The organism is Bradyrhizobium prioriisuperbiae, assembly GCF_032397745.1.
GTDB lineage: Bacteria > Pseudomonadota > Alphaproteobacteria > Rhizobiales > Xanthobacteraceae > Bradyrhizobium_A > Bradyrhizobium_A prioriisuperbiae.
This window is the reverse complement of record NZ_CP135921.1, coordinates 4342141-4360259: the sequence shown is the minus strand read 5'-3', so window position 1 is coordinate 4360259 and position 18119 is coordinate 4342141. Positions and strand designations below refer to the sequence as shown.

Genomic DNA, 18119 nt, shown 5'->3' with positions numbered 1-18119 from the left:
CCAATCAACGACAACCAAAAGAATAAACGGGACGGAACGCCATGAACTGGTTCGGCAACGAGATTCCGACAATGCGCGACGAAGCGCGGTTCGGCGACCGCGTGGTGCCGGCGTTCAGGGAACGCCCCCTTAGCATCTGGCAGATGGTCGAGGATGCGGCCCGCAGCAATCCGGACGGCGAGGCCTTGATCGCCGGCCCATGGCGGCTGACCTGGGCAGAGGTGATCGAGCAGTCGGCACGCGTCGCCGCGGGTCTGCAAAAGCGCGGCCTTGTGCCCGGCGACCGCCTCGCCATCCTGCTCGGCAACCGCATCGAATTTGCGCTGGCCATGTTCGGCGCGGCGCGGCTGGGCCTCGTGACCGTGGTGCTGAGCACCCGGCAGCAAAAGCCTGAGATCGCCTATGTGGTCGCCGACAGCGGCGCCAGGGCCATCATCCACGAAACCGAGCTCGGCGAGCGACTGCCTGATACAGCCGATGTGCGGGCGCTGCAGCATCGCGTCGCCATGGCCGCATTCGCGGACCTGATGATAGATACGCCGCAGGATGCGCCCGCTGAGGTGTCCGAGGAAGACACCGCGCTGATCCTGTACACCTCCGGCACCACCGGCCGGCCGAAGGGCGCGATGCTCGCTCATTGCAACGTGATCCATTCAGCCATGGTCTACGAAGCCTGCATGGCGCTGACGCCATCAGACCGCTCGATCGCCGCGGTGCCGCTGGCTCATGTCACCGGCGTGGTCGCCAATATCATGAGCATGGTGCGCTGCGCCGGCGCACTGATCATCATCGCCGAGTTCAAGGCCGCCGACTATCTGGCGATCGCCGCGCGCGAACGCGTCACGCAGACGGTGATGGTGCCGGCGATGTACAATCTCTGCCTGCTGCAGGTGGATTTCGACAACCACTATCTCTCGGCATGGCGGATCGGCGGTTATGGCGGCGCACCGATGCCGGTGGCCACCATCGAGAAGCTGGCGCAGAAGATTCCGGGCCTGAAGCTGATCAACGCCTATGGCGCGACCGAGACCACCTCGCCCTCCACCATCATGCCGCCGGAGCTGACCGCGAGCCACCTCGACAGCGTCGGGCTTGCCTGCCCCGGCGCCCATATCATGGTGATGAATGAAGCCGGCCGCGAGCTGCCCCGCGGCGCGATCGGCGAGATCTGGATCCGGAGCGGCTCCGTCGTCCGGGGCTACTGGAATAACGCCAAGGCGACGGCGGAGAGCTTCACGGGCGGCTACTGGCATTCCGGCGACCTCGGCTCGATCGACGAGCAGGGTTTCATCCGCGTGTTCGATCGCCAGAAGGACATGATCAACCGCGGCGGTCACAAGATCTATTCCGCCGAAGTGGAGTCGGTGCTATCAGGCCATCCTGACGTGGTGGAAAGCGCGATCATTGCAAAACCCTGCCCGGTGCTGGGCGAGCGGGTGCACGCGGTCATCGTCACCCGCAATCCGACACTCGACACCGAGGCCTTGCGCACACTCTGTGCCACACAGCTGTCCGACTACAAGGTGCCGGAGACCATCGATCTCACCACCGAGCCCCTGCCGCGCAACGCCAACGGCAAGGTGATGAAGAAGCTCTTGCGGGAGCGGCTGGTGGCGTGAGAACGCGAACGCAGCGCTACTTGTCCGACTCCGGAAACAGCGAGCTCAAGATTTCACCGGCGAGATTGAAGGCCGCAACACCGCGAAACAGCGCGGCGATGGCGGCGGAGGCGTGCAGCTCTTGCAGGGTGGCGCCGGCCTTGATCGCCGCGCGGGCGTGATTGGCCGCCGCCTCCGAGGTCTGCACCAGCAGGATGGCGAACGACATCAGCTGTACGGTTTTCTGATCCAGCGCCTGCGGCGTCAGCGCCGCGATCCGCCAGTCTTCCAGCGCGGTGACGATGCCGGGATCGACCTTGAGGCCGAGTTTCAGCCGCTTGCCGATCTTCGGCGGCACCAGGCCGATCATGTCCCGGTAGCGACCTTCGAGGTCATCAAGAGTGGCGGGCGGTTTGGTCATGGATCTCTCGCGTGGTGTGTTGATGATGGAATGCGCGCTGCGCCGTCACTCGACCTTGACGCCGGCAGTGGTGACGACCTTGCCCCACTTGTCGGCTTCCGCGCGCAGGAAGGTGGCGAATGCCGCGCCCGACAATGCGCCGGGTTCGGCGCCGACTTCGGCGAGTTTCTTCACCACGTCCGGATCCTGCAGCACTTTGCTGACCGCCGCGATCAGCGCCGCCATCACGTCCGGCGGGGTCGCTGACGGCGCGACCAGGCCGAACCATGACGAGGCCTCGAAACCGTTGACGCCGGCCTCAGCCATGGTCGGCAGGTCCGGAAACAGCGGCGAGCGCTTGGCCCCGGCCACCGCGATGCCGCGGATGGTGCCGCCGAGCATCTGCGGGCGGATCGCGGGCATGTTGTCGAACATCATCGGGATCTGTCCGGCGATCAGATCGTTCATCGCCGGCGCGGCGCCGCGATAAGGCACATGCACGATGTTGATGCCGGCCTGCGTCTTGAAGAGTTCGCCGGCAAGATGATTGGTCGAGCCATAGCCGGAGGAGCCGAAATTCAGCTTGCCCGGCGCGGCTTTCGCGAGCGCGATCAGTTCCGCCACCGATTTGGCCTTTACCGCCGGATTGACCGCCAACACGATCGGCACCGAGGCGACCAGCGCCACCGGCGCAAAGTCCTTCATCGGGTTGAATGGCAGGCTGGCGTAAAGCGACTGGTTGACGGCCAGCGGACCCGGCGCGGTCAACAGCAGCGTGGTGCCGTCAGCGGCGGCCCGGGCAACGGATTCCGCACCGATGTTGCCGCCGGCGCCGGCGCGGTTGTCAATGATCACCGTCTGGCCCCAGAGTTCGTTGAGCTTGGCGCCGAGCAGCCGCGCGATCACATCGTTCGATCCGCCGGCGGGAAACGGCACCACGATCTTCACGGGGCGGTCGGGAAATCCCGCTGCGGCAGCGGCACCAGACCAAGCGGCCAGCAATACCAGCAGCACCGCGCCAGCCAGCGCCCGCATTCGGGACCGTCCTCTTCCGCAACGCATTTTCGTCTCTCCCAAAATCATCGATTTTTCTTATCTCATCGATTATTCTTGACAGCTCTGGGCGCGGGCGTCAAATCGGCTCATGCGCCAGATGGACACGGGAACGCTGCCAATGATCGAGACTGCTCCCCGGACCATGCAGCCCTGCCCCGGCCCCGACCGCCAACCCAGACGGCCGGCGTTCGTGATGCCGCGCGGCGCCTGCGACTGCCATGTGCATGTGTTCGGACCGCAGGCGCAGTTTCCGTTCAGCGCTGCGCGCAGCTACACGCCGGAAGACTGCACGGCCGAACAGCTCGATCACCTGCATGCTACGCTCGGGATCGACCGCGCCGTCATCGTCCATGGCGGCGCGCACGGCACCGACAATCGCGTGACGCTCGCGGCGCTGGACCGCGCACCGGACCGGCTGCGCGGCGTCGCGGTAATTCCCGCCGGGCTGCCGCGCCGCACGCTCGAGGACATGCACCGCCGCGGCATGCGCGGCTGCCGAATGTCGACGGTGGTGAGCGGCGGCGCCTCGTTTGCACATCTGGAGGGTCTCGCGGCCCAGACTTTCGACCTCGACTGGCATCTGGTGCTGCACTTCGATCGCTCCACCGAGCTGATCGACGTGGCGCCGCTGCTGCAGCGGGTGCGCAGCCCGTTCGTGCTCGATCACCTCGCCCGCATCGATGGCCGTGACGGGGTCGATTCAGCAGCCTTCGCCATGCTGATGCGGCTGCTCGACACCGACCGCTGCTGGGTCAAGCTGGCCAGCCTGTACCGACTCTCGGCCGAGCCTTATCCGCATCTCGACATGCTGCCGATGATCGCACGGGTGGTGGCGCACTGGCCCGACCGCATCATCTGGGGCAGCAACTGGCCGCATCCGATCTGCCCGGTGCCGATGCCGAACGACGGCGACCTTATCGACCTGATTCCGCTTTGGCTGCCGGATGCCACCACGCAACGGCTGGCGCTGGTCGACAACCCCGCCGCGCTGTACGGTTTTGCCGCAATCGCCTGAGAATCGGATGGACTAGATGACCGATCGACTGACCGACACAACGGATACACCGAGCTCCGCGACACTGTCCTCCACCCTGGTGAGCCGGCTGCGCACCTCCATCATGCGCGGCGACCTGATGCCGGGCAGCAAGCTCAATCTCGACCGCATGCGCAGCAATCTCGGCGTCAGCCTCAGCCCGCTGCGCGAAGCGCTGTGCCGGCTGGAGAACGAAGGCCTGGTCAGCATTGTCGACCAGCGCGGCTATCGCGTCACTCCGGTGTCGCCGGCGAATCTCGCCGAGGTGATCCGGCTGCGGGTCGAACTCGAAACCATGGCGCTCAAGGAGGCCATGCAGCACGGCGACGTCGCCTGGGAGGGCCGCATCCTGGCGACGCTGCATCAGCTCAGCCGCTGCAAGCGCAGCACCCGCTCCTCGATCGAAGAGCAGGAGGCGTGGGAGATCGCCCACCGCGCTTTCCATGCCGAACTGATCGCGGCCTGCAACATGCCGCTGCTGCGGCAGTTCTGCGCCACCCTGCACGACCAGGGCGACCGCTATCGCCGCATCTTCTTGAAAAACCACGCCCCCGACCGCAACGTGCCGGCCGAGCACACAGCCATCGCCGACGCCGTGATCGCCCGCCGCATCCGCGAGGCAACGGGCATGCTGCGCGACCATATCGAGCGCACCGGGCGCAATATCCAGAAGGCGCTCAGCAACGGCTGACGGCGGGACGCCATATATCTCGACTTGATACATGATACTTACTGCATGTATCTCCATGCTGCTCGCGTGCTGGATAATCTGAGGGCTGAAGATTCACGATCCAACCTGAGCAAGGATGATTGCGCCATGACGAAAAAACTTGCACCGATGCATCCCGGTGAGGTTCTCCGGGAAGAGTTCCTGATCCCGCTTTCACTCTCGGCCGGTGCACTGGCAAAGGCCTGCGGTGTTCCGCGGACGCGCATGGAGCGGCTCGCGAGCGAGGAAACCGGAATCACCGCAGATACCGCGTTGCGCCTGGCCAAAGCACTTGGCACATCTCCCGAAGTATGGCTGAACCTGCAGACTGATTACGATGTGCAGGTTACAAAACATCAGATCGGCAAGCAGCTGTCGAAGATTACGCGCGTGACGGAAGCGGCCTGACGCTCCAACCGTCGAGTTCCCGCAGCGTTGTTTCACTCCGCCGGTGTCGAAGCAAACTCCGGCAATGCCTCCATCCGCTCCGACAACCGCGTCAGCGCCCAGTGGCCGTCGCGCCGCACTTGGTCTGCGAGCATGCTCTGGGTGAAGCGCCAAGCCACTGCGGCGCAGATATCAGCCTGCGTGATCTGCGTGCCGACCAGCCACGCGCGCCCCGAACCGATCTCGGCGTCGAGCTGGCGATAAGCCGCAAGCAACTGCCCGTGCACACGATCGATCCAGGGCTGATGCCGCTTCTCGATCGGGCGCAGTTCATGTTCATAGACGATCTGCACCGTCTTCTCGCAGGCAGCGAGCGCGAGCCCCGTCAGCCGCTGCACCCGCGCATGATCGGCGAGATCAGCGGGCATCAGGCGATGTTCGGGCGGCGCGAGACGCTCCAGATGCTCGAGGATCAGGCTTGAATCCATCAGCGTGGTGCCGTCGTCGAGCACCAGGGTCGGCGCCTTCACCACCGGATTGATGCCTGCGAAGGCGTCGAAATGACTGAACACGGAGACCGGCTCGTGGATGAACGGCAGCCGCAGGCATTTCAGCGACACCGCCACGCGCCGCACATACGGAGAATCCAGCATTCCGATCAGTCGCATCACATCCTCATCTTCGCCCGGTTGGCCGACAGCGAAGAGGATGGCGAAAGCCAGCCGGCGATGACATACTGACTCATCGCCCAGAGGACGATTTTGCCGATGGATTCAAACCTCAAGCCTTCAGGCCTCAAAGCCCGGTCCGCGCGGCCGGCTTTCGCGCCCGATCTCGATGCCAAGGACCTCGCCATTCTGGAAGCCCTGCAGCAGGACGGCCGCATTCCGCTGTCGGAACTGGGGCGCAAAGTCGGCCTGTCGCAGCCGGCAATGTCCGAGCGGGTCAAGCGGCTGGAAGACCGCGGCATCATTTCCGGCTATGGCGCGCGGATCGATCTCGCCGCGCTCGGCTTGCAGATGATGGCGATCATCCGCCTGAAGACGGCGCACGAGCATATCCGCACATGCCTGAAGCTGTTCGACGAGCTGCCGTTCGTGATCGAGGTGCACCGGGTGACCGGCGAGGACTGCTTCGTGCTGAAGGCGATCGTGCCGGCGGCCGATGACCTTGCCACCATTGTCGACACGATCGGCCGGTTCGGCGCGGTCACGACCTCGGTCGTGCTGCGCAGCGAACCACCCAAGACCATCGGCCGCGGCCTTCTGGCCGCAGCCGCACGTCGGCGACGCTGACCGGCTTAAGTGGCCGTCGCCTTCACCACGTCCAGCGTGCCGCGATAGATCATTTCGCCGGCGATGTAGAGGATGACGGCGAGACCGACATAGGCGATCCAGCGATGCTTCTGCAGCAGCCGGGCGATGAAGGTCGCGGCGGCACCCATCAGCGCGATCGACAGCGCCAGGCCGAAAATCAGCACCCAGGGATGTTCGCGCGCGGCACCCGCCACCGCCAGCACGTTATCGAGCGACATCGAGACGTCGGCGATGATGATCTGCCAGATGGCTTGCGACAGTGTCTTGCGCGGCGCGCCGTCATCAGCTCCGTTTATCGCCTCGACATGCGCGGGCGCGCGCAACTCGCGCCACATCTTCCAGCACACCCACAACAGCAGGATGCCGCCTGCGAGCAACAGACCGACGATCTGCAGGATCTGCGTCGCCACGCCCGCAAACACGATGCGCAGCACGGTGGCGGCGACGATGCCGATCAAGATCGCCCGTCCCCGCTGCTCCTGCGGCAGGCCGGCCGCGGCAAGGCCGATGACAATGGCATTGTCACCGGCCAGCACGAGGTCGATCAGGACGACCTGAAACAACGCATTCAGGACATCTGGATTGAGAAGTGAGGTATTGAAAAATTCGGTCACAGGTCAGGCTCCCCTTGGTGCCGGGGAGTGGCCTCTCTTCGAAACGAACAACAGGATCCCGCGCGCGACGGTTTACCGCCACGCGACGCACGCCTGTGCCGCGAAAGCAAAACGGGGCCACTCCAAGTTGAATTCCAGTCCGACATCGCAGTCTGTCGACTGCCAGAGGGGCCCGGCCTGGTGGTCTTTTAGTCCTACTGCTTGACCCGGTCGCGTTCGGCGAGCTGTTCGAAAAACTGCGCCACCTGATCCGGCTCACTGAAAATCGCCGCCGCGCATCCCATCAGGGTGAACGCGCCGGCGATATCCCACAACGTCACATATCCCGAATTCCGCTCAGAGTGGACCCAGCGGGCCACGATGACGGCGACCGCCGCTCCCACAAACAGCACGATGCTGAGCACCGGCAGAAGAAGCGCGGGATCGATCAGGCGGGCGATCAGGAGTGTCGGCACCGCAATCAGCACGGACAGCGCGAGAACGCCAAACGACGTCGCGGAGAAACCGCCTCGCTGTTTCCAGCCTGAATTCGAAACAATGGTCTTCATTTTGTTTTCCCCACCAACAGCGGCATTCGATCAACACACGCAATTGACAGCGAGCGACAAAGACGCCGGCCGCAACCGGAGTCGAATGAGATTAGCAAACCGCGCATGCGGGCGAAAAGCGACGCATTGTCCTGTGACGCCTTGTCCTGTGACGGCGCGCCGCGTGACAAGTTGTCCGGCACGGAAATGGATGTCTGAAAACGCGCATGCGGCAATACCAGCACGCGATGATCGATTCGGCGACGCCCTCGCAACCGTCATAGATCCCTCACCGTACTTCTCCCACCCCAAGTCGCATCGCAGCAAGGTGATACCGCTCCGCCGCGGCAGCGCCGACAATCGGAGCGGTTTGTTTTACGGCACAATAACCATGCAACCAGATCCCTGTCGGCGTTAGCGAGATTGCGCAACGGTTCCGGATACTTTGACACAAACGATTGCGGGCAAACGGCATGTTCCGTGTTCTGGGCTGTCTCACGAACGAGCACGACTGGCGGCTGGTGCTGCTCGCCGGCCTCGTTTGCTTTGCCGCCAGCATCGTTGCCATCAGCATCTTTCATCGTGCCATCGCATCGCAGGCCACCATGCGCCGGGCCTGGATCGCGATCGCCGGCGCCGCCTTCGGCTTCGGGATCTGGGGCACTCATTTCATCGCGATGCTCGCTTATGAGCCCGGCGTGTCCACCGGATATGGCGTCATCCTGACCGGCGTATCCCTCGCGCTCGCGATGCTCCTGACGACCATCGGCTTGGGCATTGCGGCCGGCGGTCACGCGCAATGGCGTGCACCGATCGGCGGCGGCATCGTGGGTGGCGGCATCGCGGGCATGCACTATCTCGGCATGTGGGCTCTCGAAGTCCCGGGCCGCATCAGTTGGGCGGCGGACCTGGTGATCGCATCCATCGTGCTGGGAATGATCTTCGGTTATGTCGCCCTGACGATCGCGCTGCGCGGCAGCGGCAGACGGGAAACACTTACCGCCGCGCTTTTCCTGACCCTTGCGGTCGTGTCGCATCATTTCACGGCGATGGGCGCTATCGAGATCATCCCCGATCCGACACGGACACCGGATACGCTGTCGCTGTCCGCCTCGCTCCTCGCGCTGGCGATTGCCGGCGTCGCCCTGTCGGTGCTCGGCATGAGCTTTATCGGCGTGCTGGCGGATCGCCGGCTCGCCAGCCGGACCCGCACCTTCGAAGGAATCATCCAGCAGCTCTCGCAGGCGCGGCAGCAGCTCGAAGACTCGCAGCGCGAGCTGCAGGAGCAGACACTGCGGCTGGACACGGCGATCAACAACATGGGCGAAGGCCTGTGCATGTTCGACGCGGACAAGCGCCTCGTGGTCTGCAACGATCGTTACGCCCGGATGTACCGGCTGCCGCCGCAGCTGTTGCAAGCGGGAACGTCGCATCACGCCATCATCACGCACCGCATCACCAACGGCATCCTCAAGGGCGAGACCAGCGAAAGTGCCGCAACGCAGGTATTGTCCAACCTGAGGGCACTGCCGAGCGATACGCCGTCGAGCCGGGTCGACGAACTGGCTGACGGCCGCCTGATCTGCGTCACGCGGCAGCCGATGCCCGGCGGCGGATGGGTCGCGACCCATCTCGACGTCACCGAGCAGCGGCAGGCCGAGGCGCGGATCATCTACATGGCCCAGCACGACGCGCTGACCGGCCTGCCGAACCGCACACTGCTGCGGGAGCGGCTGGAACATGCGCTGGCGATCACGCGCCGGGACGGGCCGAGCCTCGCCGTGCTGATGCTCGATCTCGACCATTTCAAGGAGATCAACGATACGCTTGGGCATCCGACCGGCGACGCGCTGCTGCAGGCCGTCGCGGCGCGGCTGAATGCCTGCATCAGCGATACAGCCCTGATCGCACGGCTCGGCGGTGACGAGTTCGCCGTGATCGCGCACGTCTCCAATCCCATGATCGAGGCCACAGCGCTCGCCGAGCAGATCCAGAAGGCGCTTTGCACGCCGTTCGATCTCGGCGACCATCAGGTGATCACCGGTACCAGCATCGGCATCGCGGTGGCTCCGCGCGACGGCGCTGATTCCGACGAGATCCTCAAGTGCGCAGATCTTGCGCTTTATCGCTCCAAGGGCAGCGGGCGCGGCGCGTTCCACTTCTTCGAGCCCGAACTCGATCAACAGATGCGGGCGCGACGGGAGCTCGAGCACGACCTGCGCAACGCACTGGCGAGCAGCGAATTCGAACTGCACTACCAGCCGTTCCTCGAACTCGAGAGCGGACGAATCAGCGGCGTCGAGGCGCTGCTGCGCTGGCATCATCCGCGACGTGGACTGGTGCTGCCCAAGGACTTCATTCCGCTGGCGGAAGAGACCGGCCTGATCGTGCCGCTCGGCGAATGGGTGTTGCGCACCGCATGCGCCACGGCGGCGGCCTGGCCCGGCGACCTCAACGTCGCGATCAATCTGTCGCCCGCGCAATTCCGCAGCAAGGACCTGGTGGCGCTGGTGGTGGGCGCGCTGGCCACATCGGGGATCGCGCCGCACCGGCTGGAGCTCGAGGTGACCGAGACCGTCATCATGCATGACAGCGAGGCGGTGTTCGCGACGCTGCGCCAGTTGCACCAGCTCGGGGTCCGGATCGCTCTGGACGACTTCGGCACCGGCTACTCGTCGTTGAGCTTCCTGCAGAAATTTCCATTCGACAAGATCAAGATCGACCGCAGCTTTGTCAGCGAACTGGCGGGCGCGAAGGAAGAAGCGCGACTTACCGCGCGCGCGGTGGTGCGATTCGCCGTCAGTCTCGGCAAGACGACCACGGCGGAAGGCGTCGAGACCGAAGACCAGCTCGATATTCTGCGCGCCGACGGCTGCGCCGAAATGCAGGGCTATTATTTCAGCCGGCCGAAACGCGCATCCGAAGTGGCGAAAATGCTGCACACGCGCGTCAGAAACGCGGCGAAGGTCGCGTAACGTTGTCCACAAGTCTCCTGCCCTCGCCCTCAAGCCGCGAGATCGCAAGGAGGTGACAGCGCGGGACTCGCTTCCATCTTCCGCGCATTGCGTAAAAATGTTACGATTCCGCATCCATTGCGCGGTGCGGTGAAGATGATCTTTCGTCAGCTTTTCGATCAGACCTCGGGCACCTATTCCTACCTGCTCGCCAGCCGCCGCGGCGGTGAAGCGCTGATCATCGACCCGGTGCTGGAGAAGGTCGACCGCTACCTGCAACTGGTGCGCGAACTCGATCTGCGGCTGGTCAAGGCGATCGACACCCATCTTCATGCCGACCACATCACCGGCCTCGGCGCGCTGCGCGACAAGACCCATTGCATCACCGTGATGGGCGAACAGACCAGGGCCGACGTCGTCTCGATGCGGCTCGCCGACGGCGACAAGCTCACCATCGAAGGCCTTGCCCTCGACGTGATCTACACCCCCGGCCACACCGACGATTCCTACAGCTTCGTGATGCCGGACCGGGTGTTCACCGGCGACACGCTGTTGATTCGCGGCACCGGCCGTACCGATTTCCAGAACGGCGATCCGCGGATGCAGTTCGAATCGCTGTTCGGCCGGCTCTTGAAGCTGCCGGATGCGACCATGGTGTTCCCGGCGCACGATTATAAAGGCGACACCGTCTCCACCATCGGCGAGGAGAAGGCGTTCAATCCGCGGCTGCAGGTGACATCGGTCGACGAATACGTGGAGCTGATGAACAACCTCAAGCTCGCCAACCCGAAAATGATGGACGTGGTGGTGCCGGCCAATCTCAGGGTCGGCCTGCACCAGGAGGAGATCGCGCGGCGCGGCTGGGCGCTGACGGCGCAGCAGGCGCTGGCGCTTGCCGCCAGGCCCGATATCGCGCTGATCGACCTGCGCGAACGTTCCGAGCGGGAGCGGCACGGCGCGATTCCGGGGGCGCTGCACGTGCCCTACACGGTGCTTTTGGAAAACATCGCCCCCGGCGGCACCCTGCATGAACTGGCGAAATCCACCGGCAAGCGGCTGGTGTTCTATTGCGCCTTTGGTGAGCGCTCGGCGATGGCGGTGCAGGCCGCGCAGGACGCGGGCCTCAACACCGCCTGCCATATCGAAGGCGGCATCGACGCCTGGAAGAAAGCCGGCTGCAACGACAGCCGGGCTTCCACGCACTAAGCTGACGCCCACACCTGTCCTCACGGCAGATGCATCGCGCCATTGACCGCGAGCGCCACGAGTTCGATGACGACAAGCGCCGCAATGATCGCGGTCCAGACGATCCACGGACTGATCATCCGATCCCCCACAGTTGCGCCAGACGATAGCCGGCGTCGCGCAGCAGTTCAGTGGCGGCGGCGCGGGCCTGCGCCGGGGTGCGCCAGTTCAGCGCCAGCCCCGCCATCTCGAGCGTCTGTTCGTTGCAGACCACGCGCTCGACCACCAGCGAGGCACGCAGGCCAATGTGCTGCACCGCCTCGCGATAACGCTGGCGATGAAACACCTGGCGCTCGTTTTTCGCCATGCCGGAATAGGCGCCGGGGTCGGGCGCGAACACCCGGTTGAGATCGACGCTGCCGACCATCGGCAGCAGGCCGGCGTGATACCAGTGCTGCTTGAACTTCATCAGCGCCGAATATTCCTTCGGGTCGATGCCGCCGCGCGCACTCAGCCGCTCCAGCGGCGCATCGCGAATGGTGTAGACCCGGCCGCCCTGTTCGTCGTCGCCGATCTCCACATGGCCCTCGGCAAACGCCAGCCGCTCCGGCGTCGGCATGCCCTGCTCCGCACGCTGTCGCCGCAGACGGCCGACCCGCTTGCGTTTGCCGCGCCTGGATTTGGTCGCGCGCCGGGGCGCCGGCCGCGTGACATTGTCGTTGGCGACGTCGTTGCCCATGGGGATGCCTTTCTGTTTGCCGGGAATATGGAAATGCGTCATGCCCGCTCGCCCTCGCCGCGCGACGCCGCCGGATTGGGCCGCCCGTCGGGCAACAGGCCGAATTGCGCCAACAGCGCCGCCGGGGCGCGGCAGCCGGCGAGCCCGGGTGCGGGGCCCGCATGGCGCGACCAGTGGTGTGTCCTGGCGAACATCTTCACCGCATCCTCGATGCGGATGTCCGCCGCGGTCTGCACCAGAGTTGGGCCAATGCGGACAGGCGCTTTATCGGCGTGAGCGTCGCGAATCGGCCCGTCGAAATAGTTCAGGCTGGCCAACCGGGGCTTGCGGGCGACGATCTCGGTGACGACGGCAAGGATGATGCCGGCGTCATACCCCTGGCGCAGCCAGACGCCAGCGCGTGCGGTGTCCGGCACGCTCGGAGCCTTGGCCGCCATGAAGGCCCCGGCGATCGCCTGTCGCAACCTGTCTTCATCCGATTTCGAAACGTCGCGCGCCTCTGCTGTGCTCTGCTCTGATCTGATCTGCTCTGACTCTTGGGGCGTGACGGTCACGTTCGCGTCACGGCCCGGATCACGACCTGCGTCACGCTTGCGCGCCCTGTAGCGCCGTGACCGCTCCGCCGACGTCACGTCCGTGACGCCACGCTTGTACTGCCGTGTCCCCCAATTGTGCGGCACGAACACGCCCGCATGGTCATCGATCAGGCCGGCAGCGACCAGGCGCGCAAGGATCTCAGCCGCCCGCGCCGGCTTCATGCGCAGCCGATAAGCGACAGTGTCGGTCGGCGGCAGCGTGCCGCCGTTCTGGGAGGCCAGGCACCACAGATTGACCAGCGCCTTGAACAGGGCGTCTGGCAGCTGCTGCACCTTGGGATCGTCCACCACGGCGTTGTAGACGCGAAACCAGTGGGCCGCGCTGGCCGGCGGCGTCGACGTCGCAGGTTGACTCATCTGAAACGCCGCCTGGCTCATGCTTGAAGGCACCGCTCCGCTCATGCTTGAAGATTCCGCTCCGCTCATGGCTGAAACACCGTTCCTTCGTGCAGCTGCTGCGTCAGTGCCTCGACGTCGGCGCGCAGCTCCTTGTCCTGCGGCAGCTGGTCGGCGACCTTGCGGATCGCGGCGAGAATGGTGGTGTGGTCGCGATCGCCGAACAGCTGGCCGATCTTCGGCATCGACAGCGCCGTCATGGTGCGGCAGAGCCAGACCGCGACCTGGCGCGGCCGCATGATCTCGGCATGACGCCGTGGCGACAGCAGATCCTGCAGGGTGACCTGGTAATAGGCGCACACCGCATGCTGGATGGTGCGCGCGGTCGGCGCCGGCAGGTCGTATCTCGCCTGCGATCCTGGCGACGGCACTGTCCATGCGGGATTCGGCTCGCGGGCGACCAGCGGCGCACTGTAGCGGCCGCGCTGTCGTTTCACCCAGGAATTAGTAACCCGCTGTCGATCGCGCGATGGATCACGTGGCGCCACCCGCACCACCGGAGAATCCTGCGGCACCTGCGCCGCCGCCGCGGTCAGCCGCGCCAGCCGCCGCTTGCGGGCGTGATGCAGCGCGTATTGCGTCGGCGTCATCGCGGTGCCGTCCTCGTCGCGCAACTGCGCCAGGCGGTTGGCGATCTCGGCTTCGCTGCGATTCATCCGCCGCGCGATCTGCAACGTGTCGTGCAGTTCGCCCCACAGTGTCAGGATGGCCTTGTCCTGCGCCGGTGTCAGCGCGGCGGTGACGCTGCGTTCCGCAGGAACATCGGCGGATGATGGCTGGTCGGGCGCGCGGGCAGGTATCATCGACGTGAGTGTCATCGGCAGTCCTCCACGATTGTTTGCGATGCGCCGGTCGCAGATGACGCATCGGTGTTTGACGTTGGATCAGGTTCGGGAAAAATGTCGGGCCGCAGCGCGTGCCGGCTGATGCCGGTCACCGCCTCGACGGCAAGCACGAACTCGCCGGGCACCCCGCGCTTGCTGCGCACCAGCCAGTACCAGACCATCGACTGCGTGGTGCCGATGCGCGCGGCGAGGGATTTTTGCCCGCCGGCAAGCTCGCAAGCCTCGCGCAGCGCCGATTTGTGCAGGCCCTGCAGCGGCAAGCCCGAGACGGACAGAGGTGATGCGGGATCGACTGTCGGAGCGTCGTTTTGCGCCTGTGGCGAGGGTGCCGGAGGACCTTGCGGGGCATGGTTGTTATTTGTCATGGCCGCAATCGTCACTGATTAATCGGTTGACCGCAACTTAAAAATCAGTATGAGTGGATAACTGAAGTTTTGGTACGGCGCGGCGGAGCTGAAGGTTGCCGTGCCTCTCTCCTCATCCCGAGGAGGCGCACGGCGCCGTCTCGAAGGATGCGGCCCGAACAGATTGTTGGCGAGGTCGGTGGCCTCATGGTTCGAGACGCGCTGTCGCGCTCCTCACCATGAGGATTAAACGCACCGGATCTTTTGATCGGAGGGTCTTCCCATGAAAGAGGTGGATGCATCGGCGTTGGGCCGTCGCATGAAGATGCGCCGCGCCAAGCTCGGGCTGTCGCAGGAGACGCTGGCGGATCGTGTCGGCATGAAGCAGCAGGGCATCGACGCCATCGAACAGGGCCGGGTGAAACGTCCCAGGCTGTTGCGCGAGATCGCGAGCGTGCTGTCGACGTCAGAGGACTGGCTGCTGTGGCGGAAGGGCACCGAGGAGCAGGCAGCTCCCGAGCAGAAACGCGTGCCGGCGGGCGAGGAGTTCGAGCCCGATCCCGATCTCGACAGGCCGACGACTGAACTGGACCGTCCCTTTCCCGACGCACTGCCGCAGATGCGCGGACGGATCGGCGGCGGCTCCACCGGCACCGTCATGACCATCGAGGTCGGCGAGATGCAGACGCGCGAGGAAGTCGCCGACTGGTGGCGGATCCCGGCCGCGGTGCTGCGTGGCCTCGCCCGCGCCAATCTCGCCCGCACCGTCGCCTTCACCATGGACGGCGACAGCATGGAGCCGACCATCCAGCGCACCGACATCGTGTTCGTCGACACCAGCCGCCAGCAGATCGAGCCCGACGGCATCTGGGCCGTCGATTACGGCCTCGGCCGCACGCTGAAACGCGTCGCAGTGGAGCGCCCCGAGGGCCACATCCGCTATGTGCTGAAGTCCGACAACAAGATGTACCCGGACCAGGCCTTCGATCCGGACGAGGTCACGGTGTTCGGGCGCTATGTGGGGCGGTTTTCGGTGTTTTGAGGGATGCCGCTCCGCGGATTGTCACGCACCGTCCTTGAAGTTCGAGCATAGGCGATATATAGTAAATCTACTATAGGAGCTAATGGTTGGCAAAGGACCTCACTGTAAAGGAGGCCTATTTTGTCGGATCGAGCAGGAAAGATCTGCAGAGGCTTCCGCGCGAAGTTCGATATGCACTTGCCTATGCGATCCTGCTCGCCCAGCGCGGTGGCAAGCACCCGAATGCCAAAGTTCTGAAAGGGTTTGGCGGAGATGGAGTCCTGGAAGTCGTCGAAGATTTCGATACCAACACATATCGGGCGGTTTACACCGTCAAGTTCGATACGGCGGTGTACGTGCTCCATGCCTTCATGAAGAAGTCCACGCAGGGGCGCAAGACATCCGCAGCCGACATGGACATGATAGCAAAGCGCCTTAGACAAGCGCAGACCGCACACGACGCGGCAAAGGCAGCCAGAGAAATTCAGACCAGAGACCGGGGTGAATCATGAAAAAGCGGGTAAAAATCGAGAAGAGCAGCGGCAATGTTTTCGCCGATCTCGGCTTGCCCGACTCCGACGAACTGATGCTGAAGGCCCACCTCGTCATGTCCATCGCCCAGGCGATCGAACGAAAGGGCCTGACGCAAACCCAGGCGGCGGCACGGATCGGCCTCAAGCAACCCGATGTGTCGAAACTCCTGCGCGGACGATTTGAAGGCTTTTCACTTGAAAGGCTTCTCTCTTTCGTCCGCATGCTTGGGACGGATGTCGAGATCAAATTCAAACCATCAAAGCCGAAGCAAGAGGGTCGGATCTTGATGCTTGCCTAGATCGAACGCGCCGAGGGCCACATTCGCTATGTGCTGAAGTCAGACAACAAGATGTACCCGGACCAGGCGTTCGATCCGGACGAGGTCACAGTGTTCGGGCGCTATGTGGAGCGGTTTTCGGTGTTTTGGCTGAGCTTGCGAGCTAGACGGGATATTTTCCCATTCTGGGAAATTCGCTTGTTCCCAGATTGGGAATGGGTATATCTTTATGCAGGTACTGTCGAAGCGAACTCTCAGAGATTTCTGGACGCGGCATCCGCATGCGGAACGCCCGCTAACGAGCTGGCACAAGATCGTCTCGGACGCAGACTGGGACAGCCCATCCGATGTCAAAAAGGCCTTTGGCGCCAGTGTCGACTTCGTCGGCGACAACAGGATCATTTTCGACATCGGCGGCAACAAGTTTCGGCTGATCGTTCATGTCGCCTATCCGTTCAAGCGCGTTCTGGTGAAATTCGTCGGCACGCACAAGGAGTACGACCAAATCGATCCGGAGACCGTATGATGAAAAATATCCGACCGCTGCGTACGCCTGCAGACCATCAATGGGCGCTCAAGGAGGTCGAGCGCTATTTCAAGAAGCCGCCAGCCCCCGGTTCCGAGGAGGGCGATCGCTTTGATGTGCTCTCCGCTCTTATTGAGCACTACGAAAACGAACATGTTGCCATCCCCGCCGCCGACCCGATCGATGTGCTGCACTTCGCTCTCGATTCAATGGACAAAACCCAAGCTGACCTTGCTCGCATTCTCGGTTCGGCGTCGCGCGCCTCGGAAATCCTGAACCGCAAGCGCCGGCTTACGCTGGACATGATCCGCCGCATCAGCGAGGACTGGAATCTTCCGATCGAGTCTCTCACAGGCGACTATGAGCTTGCGCGCAACACCGGCTGACGATCAGTAGATCTGCAGATCCAGCACACCAGACGCGGCGGGGCCGACCATCAGGCCCCAGGTCTCGTCGGCACCGGCGTCCAGTTCGGCTGATCGGACCGGCTGTCCGCGGCGCTTCAGCGAATATTTGTATTTGCCCGGCGGCAAATCGAGTGTCGGGCCGTTCGGGGTCTGCGGGCTGCCGACGCCCGGCGCAATCACAATCGTTTTCGTGGCAATGGTAATAGTGGCTTCGGTCTCGCCGATATTGCCGAAGATCAGCTTGACGCGTCCCGGCGCGGGAGACGAGCCGGCTTTCGCCGCCTCGGCCGCGTTCTTCACCACCAGATTGACCGTGGTCTCGCCCTGCGCACGGCCGAGCTTCAGCACCGCCGGCCCCTCGGGCGCGGCGAAGGCGAGCTTCACCTGATCCGGTTTGACTACGGCGCCTTGCACCGCTTCCTTCCAGTCAAGTTTGGACAGTTCACGGCGATAGAAACCGAGTACCGCGTCGAGTTCGGCCGGAATGCTGGCCGTCAATTCGCGGCGGAACGGCGTGTCCCCACCCCGCTTGCTCCAGGTGCCGGGCGCGCTCAGGGTATGTTGTTTGGGGATCGGCAACGCGGCGCCGTCTTCGGCTTCAAGATGGCGTTGGACGTGCCATACACGTGACGCACGTGTCATTGAGGTAGCGGGC

At 64.1% G+C, this 18119-nt stretch carries 22 protein-coding genes; 12 read left to right on the top strand and 10 right to left on the bottom strand.

Annotation, left to right across the window (positions count from 1 at the left end):
- Nucleotides 1-41 precede the first annotated feature (41 nt).
- Nucleotides 42-1619, top strand: a complete 1578-nt coding sequence (locus RS897_RS20480) for a class I adenylate-forming enzyme family protein (RefSeq protein WP_315838316.1) — start codon at nucleotides 42-44, stop codon at nucleotides 1617-1619.
- 16 nt (nucleotides 1620-1635) lie between these two features.
- Here RS897_RS20480 and RS897_RS20475 read toward each other — a convergent pair whose 3' ends face one another.
- Nucleotides 1636-2019 carry a carboxymuconolactone decarboxylase family protein gene (locus tag RS897_RS20475; protein WP_315838315.1) on the bottom strand — a complete coding sequence of 128 codons (384 nt, stop codon included), beginning with the start codon at nucleotides 2017-2019 and terminating at the stop codon, nucleotides 1636-1638.
- Nucleotides 2020-2064: 45 nt separating this feature from the next.
- The gene (locus RS897_RS20470) at nucleotides 2065-3033 is read right to left on the bottom strand and encodes a tripartite tricarboxylate transporter substrate binding protein (protein ID WP_315838314.1); all 969 of its coding nucleotides are present in this window, start codon (nucleotides 3031-3033) and stop codon (nucleotides 2065-2067) included.
- 139 nt (nucleotides 3034-3172) lie between these two features.
- On the opposite strand from RS897_RS20470, the gene RS897_RS20465 reads away from it, so the two are divergent.
- The 3 genes from RS897_RS20465 to RS897_RS20455 all read left to right on the top strand — a co-directional run bounded on the left by RS897_RS20465 (nucleotide 3173) and on the right by RS897_RS20455 (nucleotide 5204).
- Complete coding sequence (locus RS897_RS20465) at nucleotides 3173-4069, top strand: amidohydrolase family protein (protein ID WP_315838313.1); 897 nt, start codon at nucleotides 3173-3175, stop codon at nucleotides 4067-4069.
- Between the two features lie 16 nt (nucleotides 4070-4085).
- Nucleotides 4086-4778, top strand: a complete 693-nt coding sequence (locus RS897_RS20460; protein WP_315838312.1) for a GntR family transcriptional regulator — start codon at nucleotides 4086-4088, stop codon at nucleotides 4776-4778.
- A gap of 126 nt (nucleotides 4779-4904) precedes the next feature.
- Nucleotides 4905-5204, top strand: a complete 300-nt coding sequence (locus tag RS897_RS20455) for a HigA family addiction module antitoxin (RefSeq protein ID WP_315838704.1) — start codon at nucleotides 4905-4907, stop codon at nucleotides 5202-5204.
- Between the two features lie 32 nt (nucleotides 5205-5236).
- On the opposite strand, the gene RS897_RS20450 is transcribed toward RS897_RS20455, so the two are convergent.
- Nucleotides 5237-5851 (bottom strand): glutathione S-transferase family protein, encoded by a 615-nt coding sequence (locus RS897_RS20450; protein WP_315838311.1) that lies wholly within the window; start codon nucleotides 5849-5851, stop codon nucleotides 5237-5239.
- 99 nt (nucleotides 5852-5950) lie between these two features.
- Between RS897_RS20450 and RS897_RS20445 the strand changes: the two genes are divergently transcribed.
- Complete coding sequence (locus tag RS897_RS20445; RefSeq protein ID WP_315838310.1) at nucleotides 5951-6478, top strand: Lrp/AsnC family transcriptional regulator; 528 nt, start codon at nucleotides 5951-5953, stop codon at nucleotides 6476-6478.
- A 5-nt stretch (nucleotides 6479-6483) separates the two neighbouring features.
- Here the strand turns inward: RS897_RS20445 and RS897_RS20440 are convergent, their stop codons facing one another.
- Together RS897_RS20440 and RS897_RS20435 are read right to left on the bottom strand one after the other, a co-directional pair.
- Complete coding sequence (locus RS897_RS20440; protein WP_315838309.1) at nucleotides 6484-7113, bottom strand: TerC family protein; 630 nt, start codon at nucleotides 7111-7113, stop codon at nucleotides 6484-6486.
- Nucleotides 7114-7307: 194 nt separating this feature from the next.
- Entirely contained in the window at nucleotides 7308-7661 is a 354-nt protein-coding gene (locus RS897_RS20435) for a hypothetical protein (protein ID WP_315838308.1), read from the bottom strand.
- A gap of 452 nt (nucleotides 7662-8113) precedes the next feature.
- Between RS897_RS20435 and RS897_RS20430 the strand changes: the two genes are divergently transcribed.
- Together RS897_RS20430 and RS897_RS20425 are read left to right on the top strand one after the other, a co-directional pair.
- Nucleotides 8114-10615: a bifunctional diguanylate cyclase/phosphodiesterase gene (locus tag RS897_RS20430; RefSeq protein WP_315838307.1), complete on the top strand. Its 2502-nt coding sequence runs from the start codon at nucleotides 8114-8116 to the stop codon at nucleotides 10613-10615.
- Nucleotides 10616-10750: 135 nt separating this feature from the next.
- Nucleotides 10751-11800, top strand: coding sequence for an MBL fold metallo-hydrolase (locus tag RS897_RS20425; protein WP_315838306.1), 1050 nt, complete (start codon nucleotides 10751-10753; stop codon nucleotides 11798-11800).
- 115 nt (nucleotides 11801-11915) lie between these two features.
- On the opposite strand, the gene RS897_RS20420 is transcribed toward RS897_RS20425, so the two are convergent.
- From RS897_RS20420 to RS897_RS20405, 4 genes are all read right to left on the bottom strand, one after another.
- Nucleotides 11916-12560: a hypothetical protein gene (locus tag RS897_RS20420; protein ID WP_315838305.1), complete on the bottom strand. Its 645-nt coding sequence runs from the start codon at nucleotides 12558-12560 to the stop codon at nucleotides 11916-11918.
- Complete coding sequence (locus RS897_RS20415; RefSeq protein WP_315838304.1) at nucleotides 12557-13471, bottom strand: hypothetical protein; 915 nt, start codon at nucleotides 13469-13471, stop codon at nucleotides 12557-12559. The genes RS897_RS20420 and RS897_RS20415 overlap by 4 nt, the downstream gene beginning before the upstream one ends.
- Nucleotides 13472-13536: 65 nt before the next feature.
- Complete coding sequence (locus RS897_RS20410; RefSeq protein ID WP_315838303.1) at nucleotides 13537-14328, bottom strand: helix-turn-helix domain-containing protein; 792 nt, start codon at nucleotides 14326-14328, stop codon at nucleotides 13537-13539.
- Nucleotides 14325-14720 (bottom strand): transcriptional regulator, encoded by a 396-nt coding sequence (locus RS897_RS20405; protein WP_315838302.1) that lies wholly within the window; start codon nucleotides 14718-14720, stop codon nucleotides 14325-14327. Before RS897_RS20405 ends, RS897_RS20410 begins: the two co-directional genes overlap by 4 nt.
- A gap of 262 nt (nucleotides 14721-14982) precedes the next feature.
- Between RS897_RS20405 and RS897_RS20400 the strand changes: the two genes are divergently transcribed.
- From RS897_RS20400 to RS897_RS20380, 5 genes are all read left to right on the top strand, one after another.
- Nucleotides 14983-15741 carry an XRE family transcriptional regulator gene (locus RS897_RS20400; protein WP_315838301.1) on the top strand — a complete coding sequence of 253 codons (759 nt, stop codon included), beginning with the start codon at nucleotides 14983-14985 and terminating at the stop codon, nucleotides 15739-15741.
- A gap of 86 nt (nucleotides 15742-15827) precedes the next feature.
- Nucleotides 15828-16232, top strand: a complete 405-nt coding sequence (locus tag RS897_RS20395) for a type II toxin-antitoxin system RelE/ParE family toxin (protein ID WP_315838300.1) — start codon at nucleotides 15828-15830, stop codon at nucleotides 16230-16232.
- Nucleotides 16229-16552 carry a helix-turn-helix domain-containing protein gene (locus RS897_RS20390; protein ID WP_315838299.1) on the top strand — a complete coding sequence of 108 codons (324 nt, stop codon included), beginning with the start codon at nucleotides 16229-16231 and terminating at the stop codon, nucleotides 16550-16552. Before RS897_RS20395 ends, RS897_RS20390 begins: the two co-directional genes overlap by 4 nt.
- 208 nt (nucleotides 16553-16760) lie before the next feature.
- Nucleotides 16761-17057: a type II toxin-antitoxin system HigB family toxin gene (locus tag RS897_RS20385; protein ID WP_315838298.1), complete on the top strand. Its 297-nt coding sequence runs from the start codon at nucleotides 16761-16763 to the stop codon at nucleotides 17055-17057.
- A complete protein-coding gene (locus RS897_RS20380; protein WP_315838703.1) occupies nucleotides 17057-17443 on the top strand; it encodes a helix-turn-helix domain-containing protein in 387 nt (128 codons plus the stop codon). The genes RS897_RS20385 and RS897_RS20380 overlap by 1 nt, the downstream gene beginning before the upstream one ends.
- Nucleotides 17444-17446: 3 nt before the next feature.
- On the opposite strand, the gene RS897_RS20375 is transcribed toward RS897_RS20380, so the two are convergent.
- The gene (locus RS897_RS20375) at nucleotides 17447-18106 is read right to left on the bottom strand and encodes a hypothetical protein (RefSeq protein WP_315838297.1); all 660 of its coding nucleotides are present in this window, start codon (nucleotides 18104-18106) and stop codon (nucleotides 17447-17449) included.
- Nucleotides 18107-18119: the final 13 nt, after the last annotated feature.

What these genes read in the sequence shown, in the direction of transcription:
- RS897_RS20475 (WP_315838315.1), bottom strand. Translation starts at nt 2,019, where the DNA reads ATGACCAAACCGCCCGCCACTCTTGATGACCTCGAAGGTCGCTACCGG.
- RS897_RS20460 (WP_315838312.1), top strand. Translation starts at nt 4,086, where the DNA reads ATGACCGATCGACTGACCGACACAACGGATACACCGAGCTCCGCGACA.
- RS897_RS20380 (WP_315838703.1), top strand. Translation starts at nt 17,057, where the DNA reads ATGAAAAATATCCGACCGCTGCGTACGCCTGCAGACCATCAATGGGCG.
- RS897_RS20410 (WP_315838303.1), bottom strand. Translation starts at nt 14,328, where the DNA reads ATGACACTCACGTCGATGATACCTGCCCGCGCGCCCGACCAGCCATCA.
- RS897_RS20390 (WP_315838299.1), top strand. Translation starts at nt 16,229, where the DNA reads ATGAAAAAGCGGGTAAAAATCGAGAAGAGCAGCGGCAATGTTTTCGCC.
- RS897_RS20400 (WP_315838301.1), top strand. Translation starts at nt 14,983, where the DNA reads ATGAAAGAGGTGGATGCATCGGCGTTGGGCCGTCGCATGAAGATGCGC.
- RS897_RS20450 (WP_315838311.1), bottom strand. Translation starts at nt 5,851, where the DNA reads ATGCGACTGATCGGAATGCTGGATTCTCCGTATGTGCGGCGCGTGGCG.
- RS897_RS20420 (WP_315838305.1), bottom strand. Translation starts at nt 12,560, where the DNA reads ATGACGCATTTCCATATTCCCGGCAAACAGAAAGGCATCCCCATGGGC.
- RS897_RS20455 (WP_315838704.1), top strand. Translation starts at nt 4,905, where the DNA reads ATGACGAAAAAACTTGCACCGATGCATCCCGGTGAGGTTCTCCGGGAA.
- RS897_RS20405 (WP_315838302.1), bottom strand. Translation starts at nt 14,720, where the DNA reads ATGACAAATAACAACCATGCCCCGCAAGGTCCTCCGGCACCCTCGCCA.
- RS897_RS20375 (WP_315838297.1), bottom strand. Translation starts at nt 18,106, where the DNA reads ATGACACGTGCGTCACGTGTATGGCACGTCCAACGCCATCTTGAAGCC.
- RS897_RS20445 (WP_315838310.1), top strand. Translation starts at nt 5,951, where the DNA reads ATGGATTCAAACCTCAAGCCTTCAGGCCTCAAAGCCCGGTCCGCGCGG.
- RS897_RS20470 (WP_315838314.1), bottom strand. Translation starts at nt 3,033, where the DNA reads ATGCGGGCGCTGGCTGGCGCGGTGCTGCTGGTATTGCTGGCCGCTTGG.
- RS897_RS20425 (WP_315838306.1), top strand. Translation starts at nt 10,751, where the DNA reads ATGATCTTTCGTCAGCTTTTCGATCAGACCTCGGGCACCTATTCCTAC.
- RS897_RS20465 (WP_315838313.1), top strand. Translation starts at nt 3,173, where the DNA reads ATGATCGAGACTGCTCCCCGGACCATGCAGCCCTGCCCCGGCCCCGAC.
- RS897_RS20430 (WP_315838307.1), top strand. Translation starts at nt 8,114, where the DNA reads ATGTTCCGTGTTCTGGGCTGTCTCACGAACGAGCACGACTGGCGGCTG.
- RS897_RS20415 (WP_315838304.1), bottom strand. Translation starts at nt 13,471, where the DNA reads ATGAGTCAACCTGCGACGTCGACGCCGCCGGCCAGCGCGGCCCACTGG.
- RS897_RS20385 (WP_315838298.1), top strand. Translation starts at nt 16,761, where the DNA reads ATGCAGGTACTGTCGAAGCGAACTCTCAGAGATTTCTGGACGCGGCAT.
- RS897_RS20435 (WP_315838308.1), bottom strand. Translation starts at nt 7,661, where the DNA reads ATGAAGACCATTGTTTCGAATTCAGGCTGGAAACAGCGAGGCGGTTTC.
- RS897_RS20480 (WP_315838316.1), top strand. Translation starts at nt 42, where the DNA reads ATGAACTGGTTCGGCAACGAGATTCCGACAATGCGCGACGAAGCGCGG.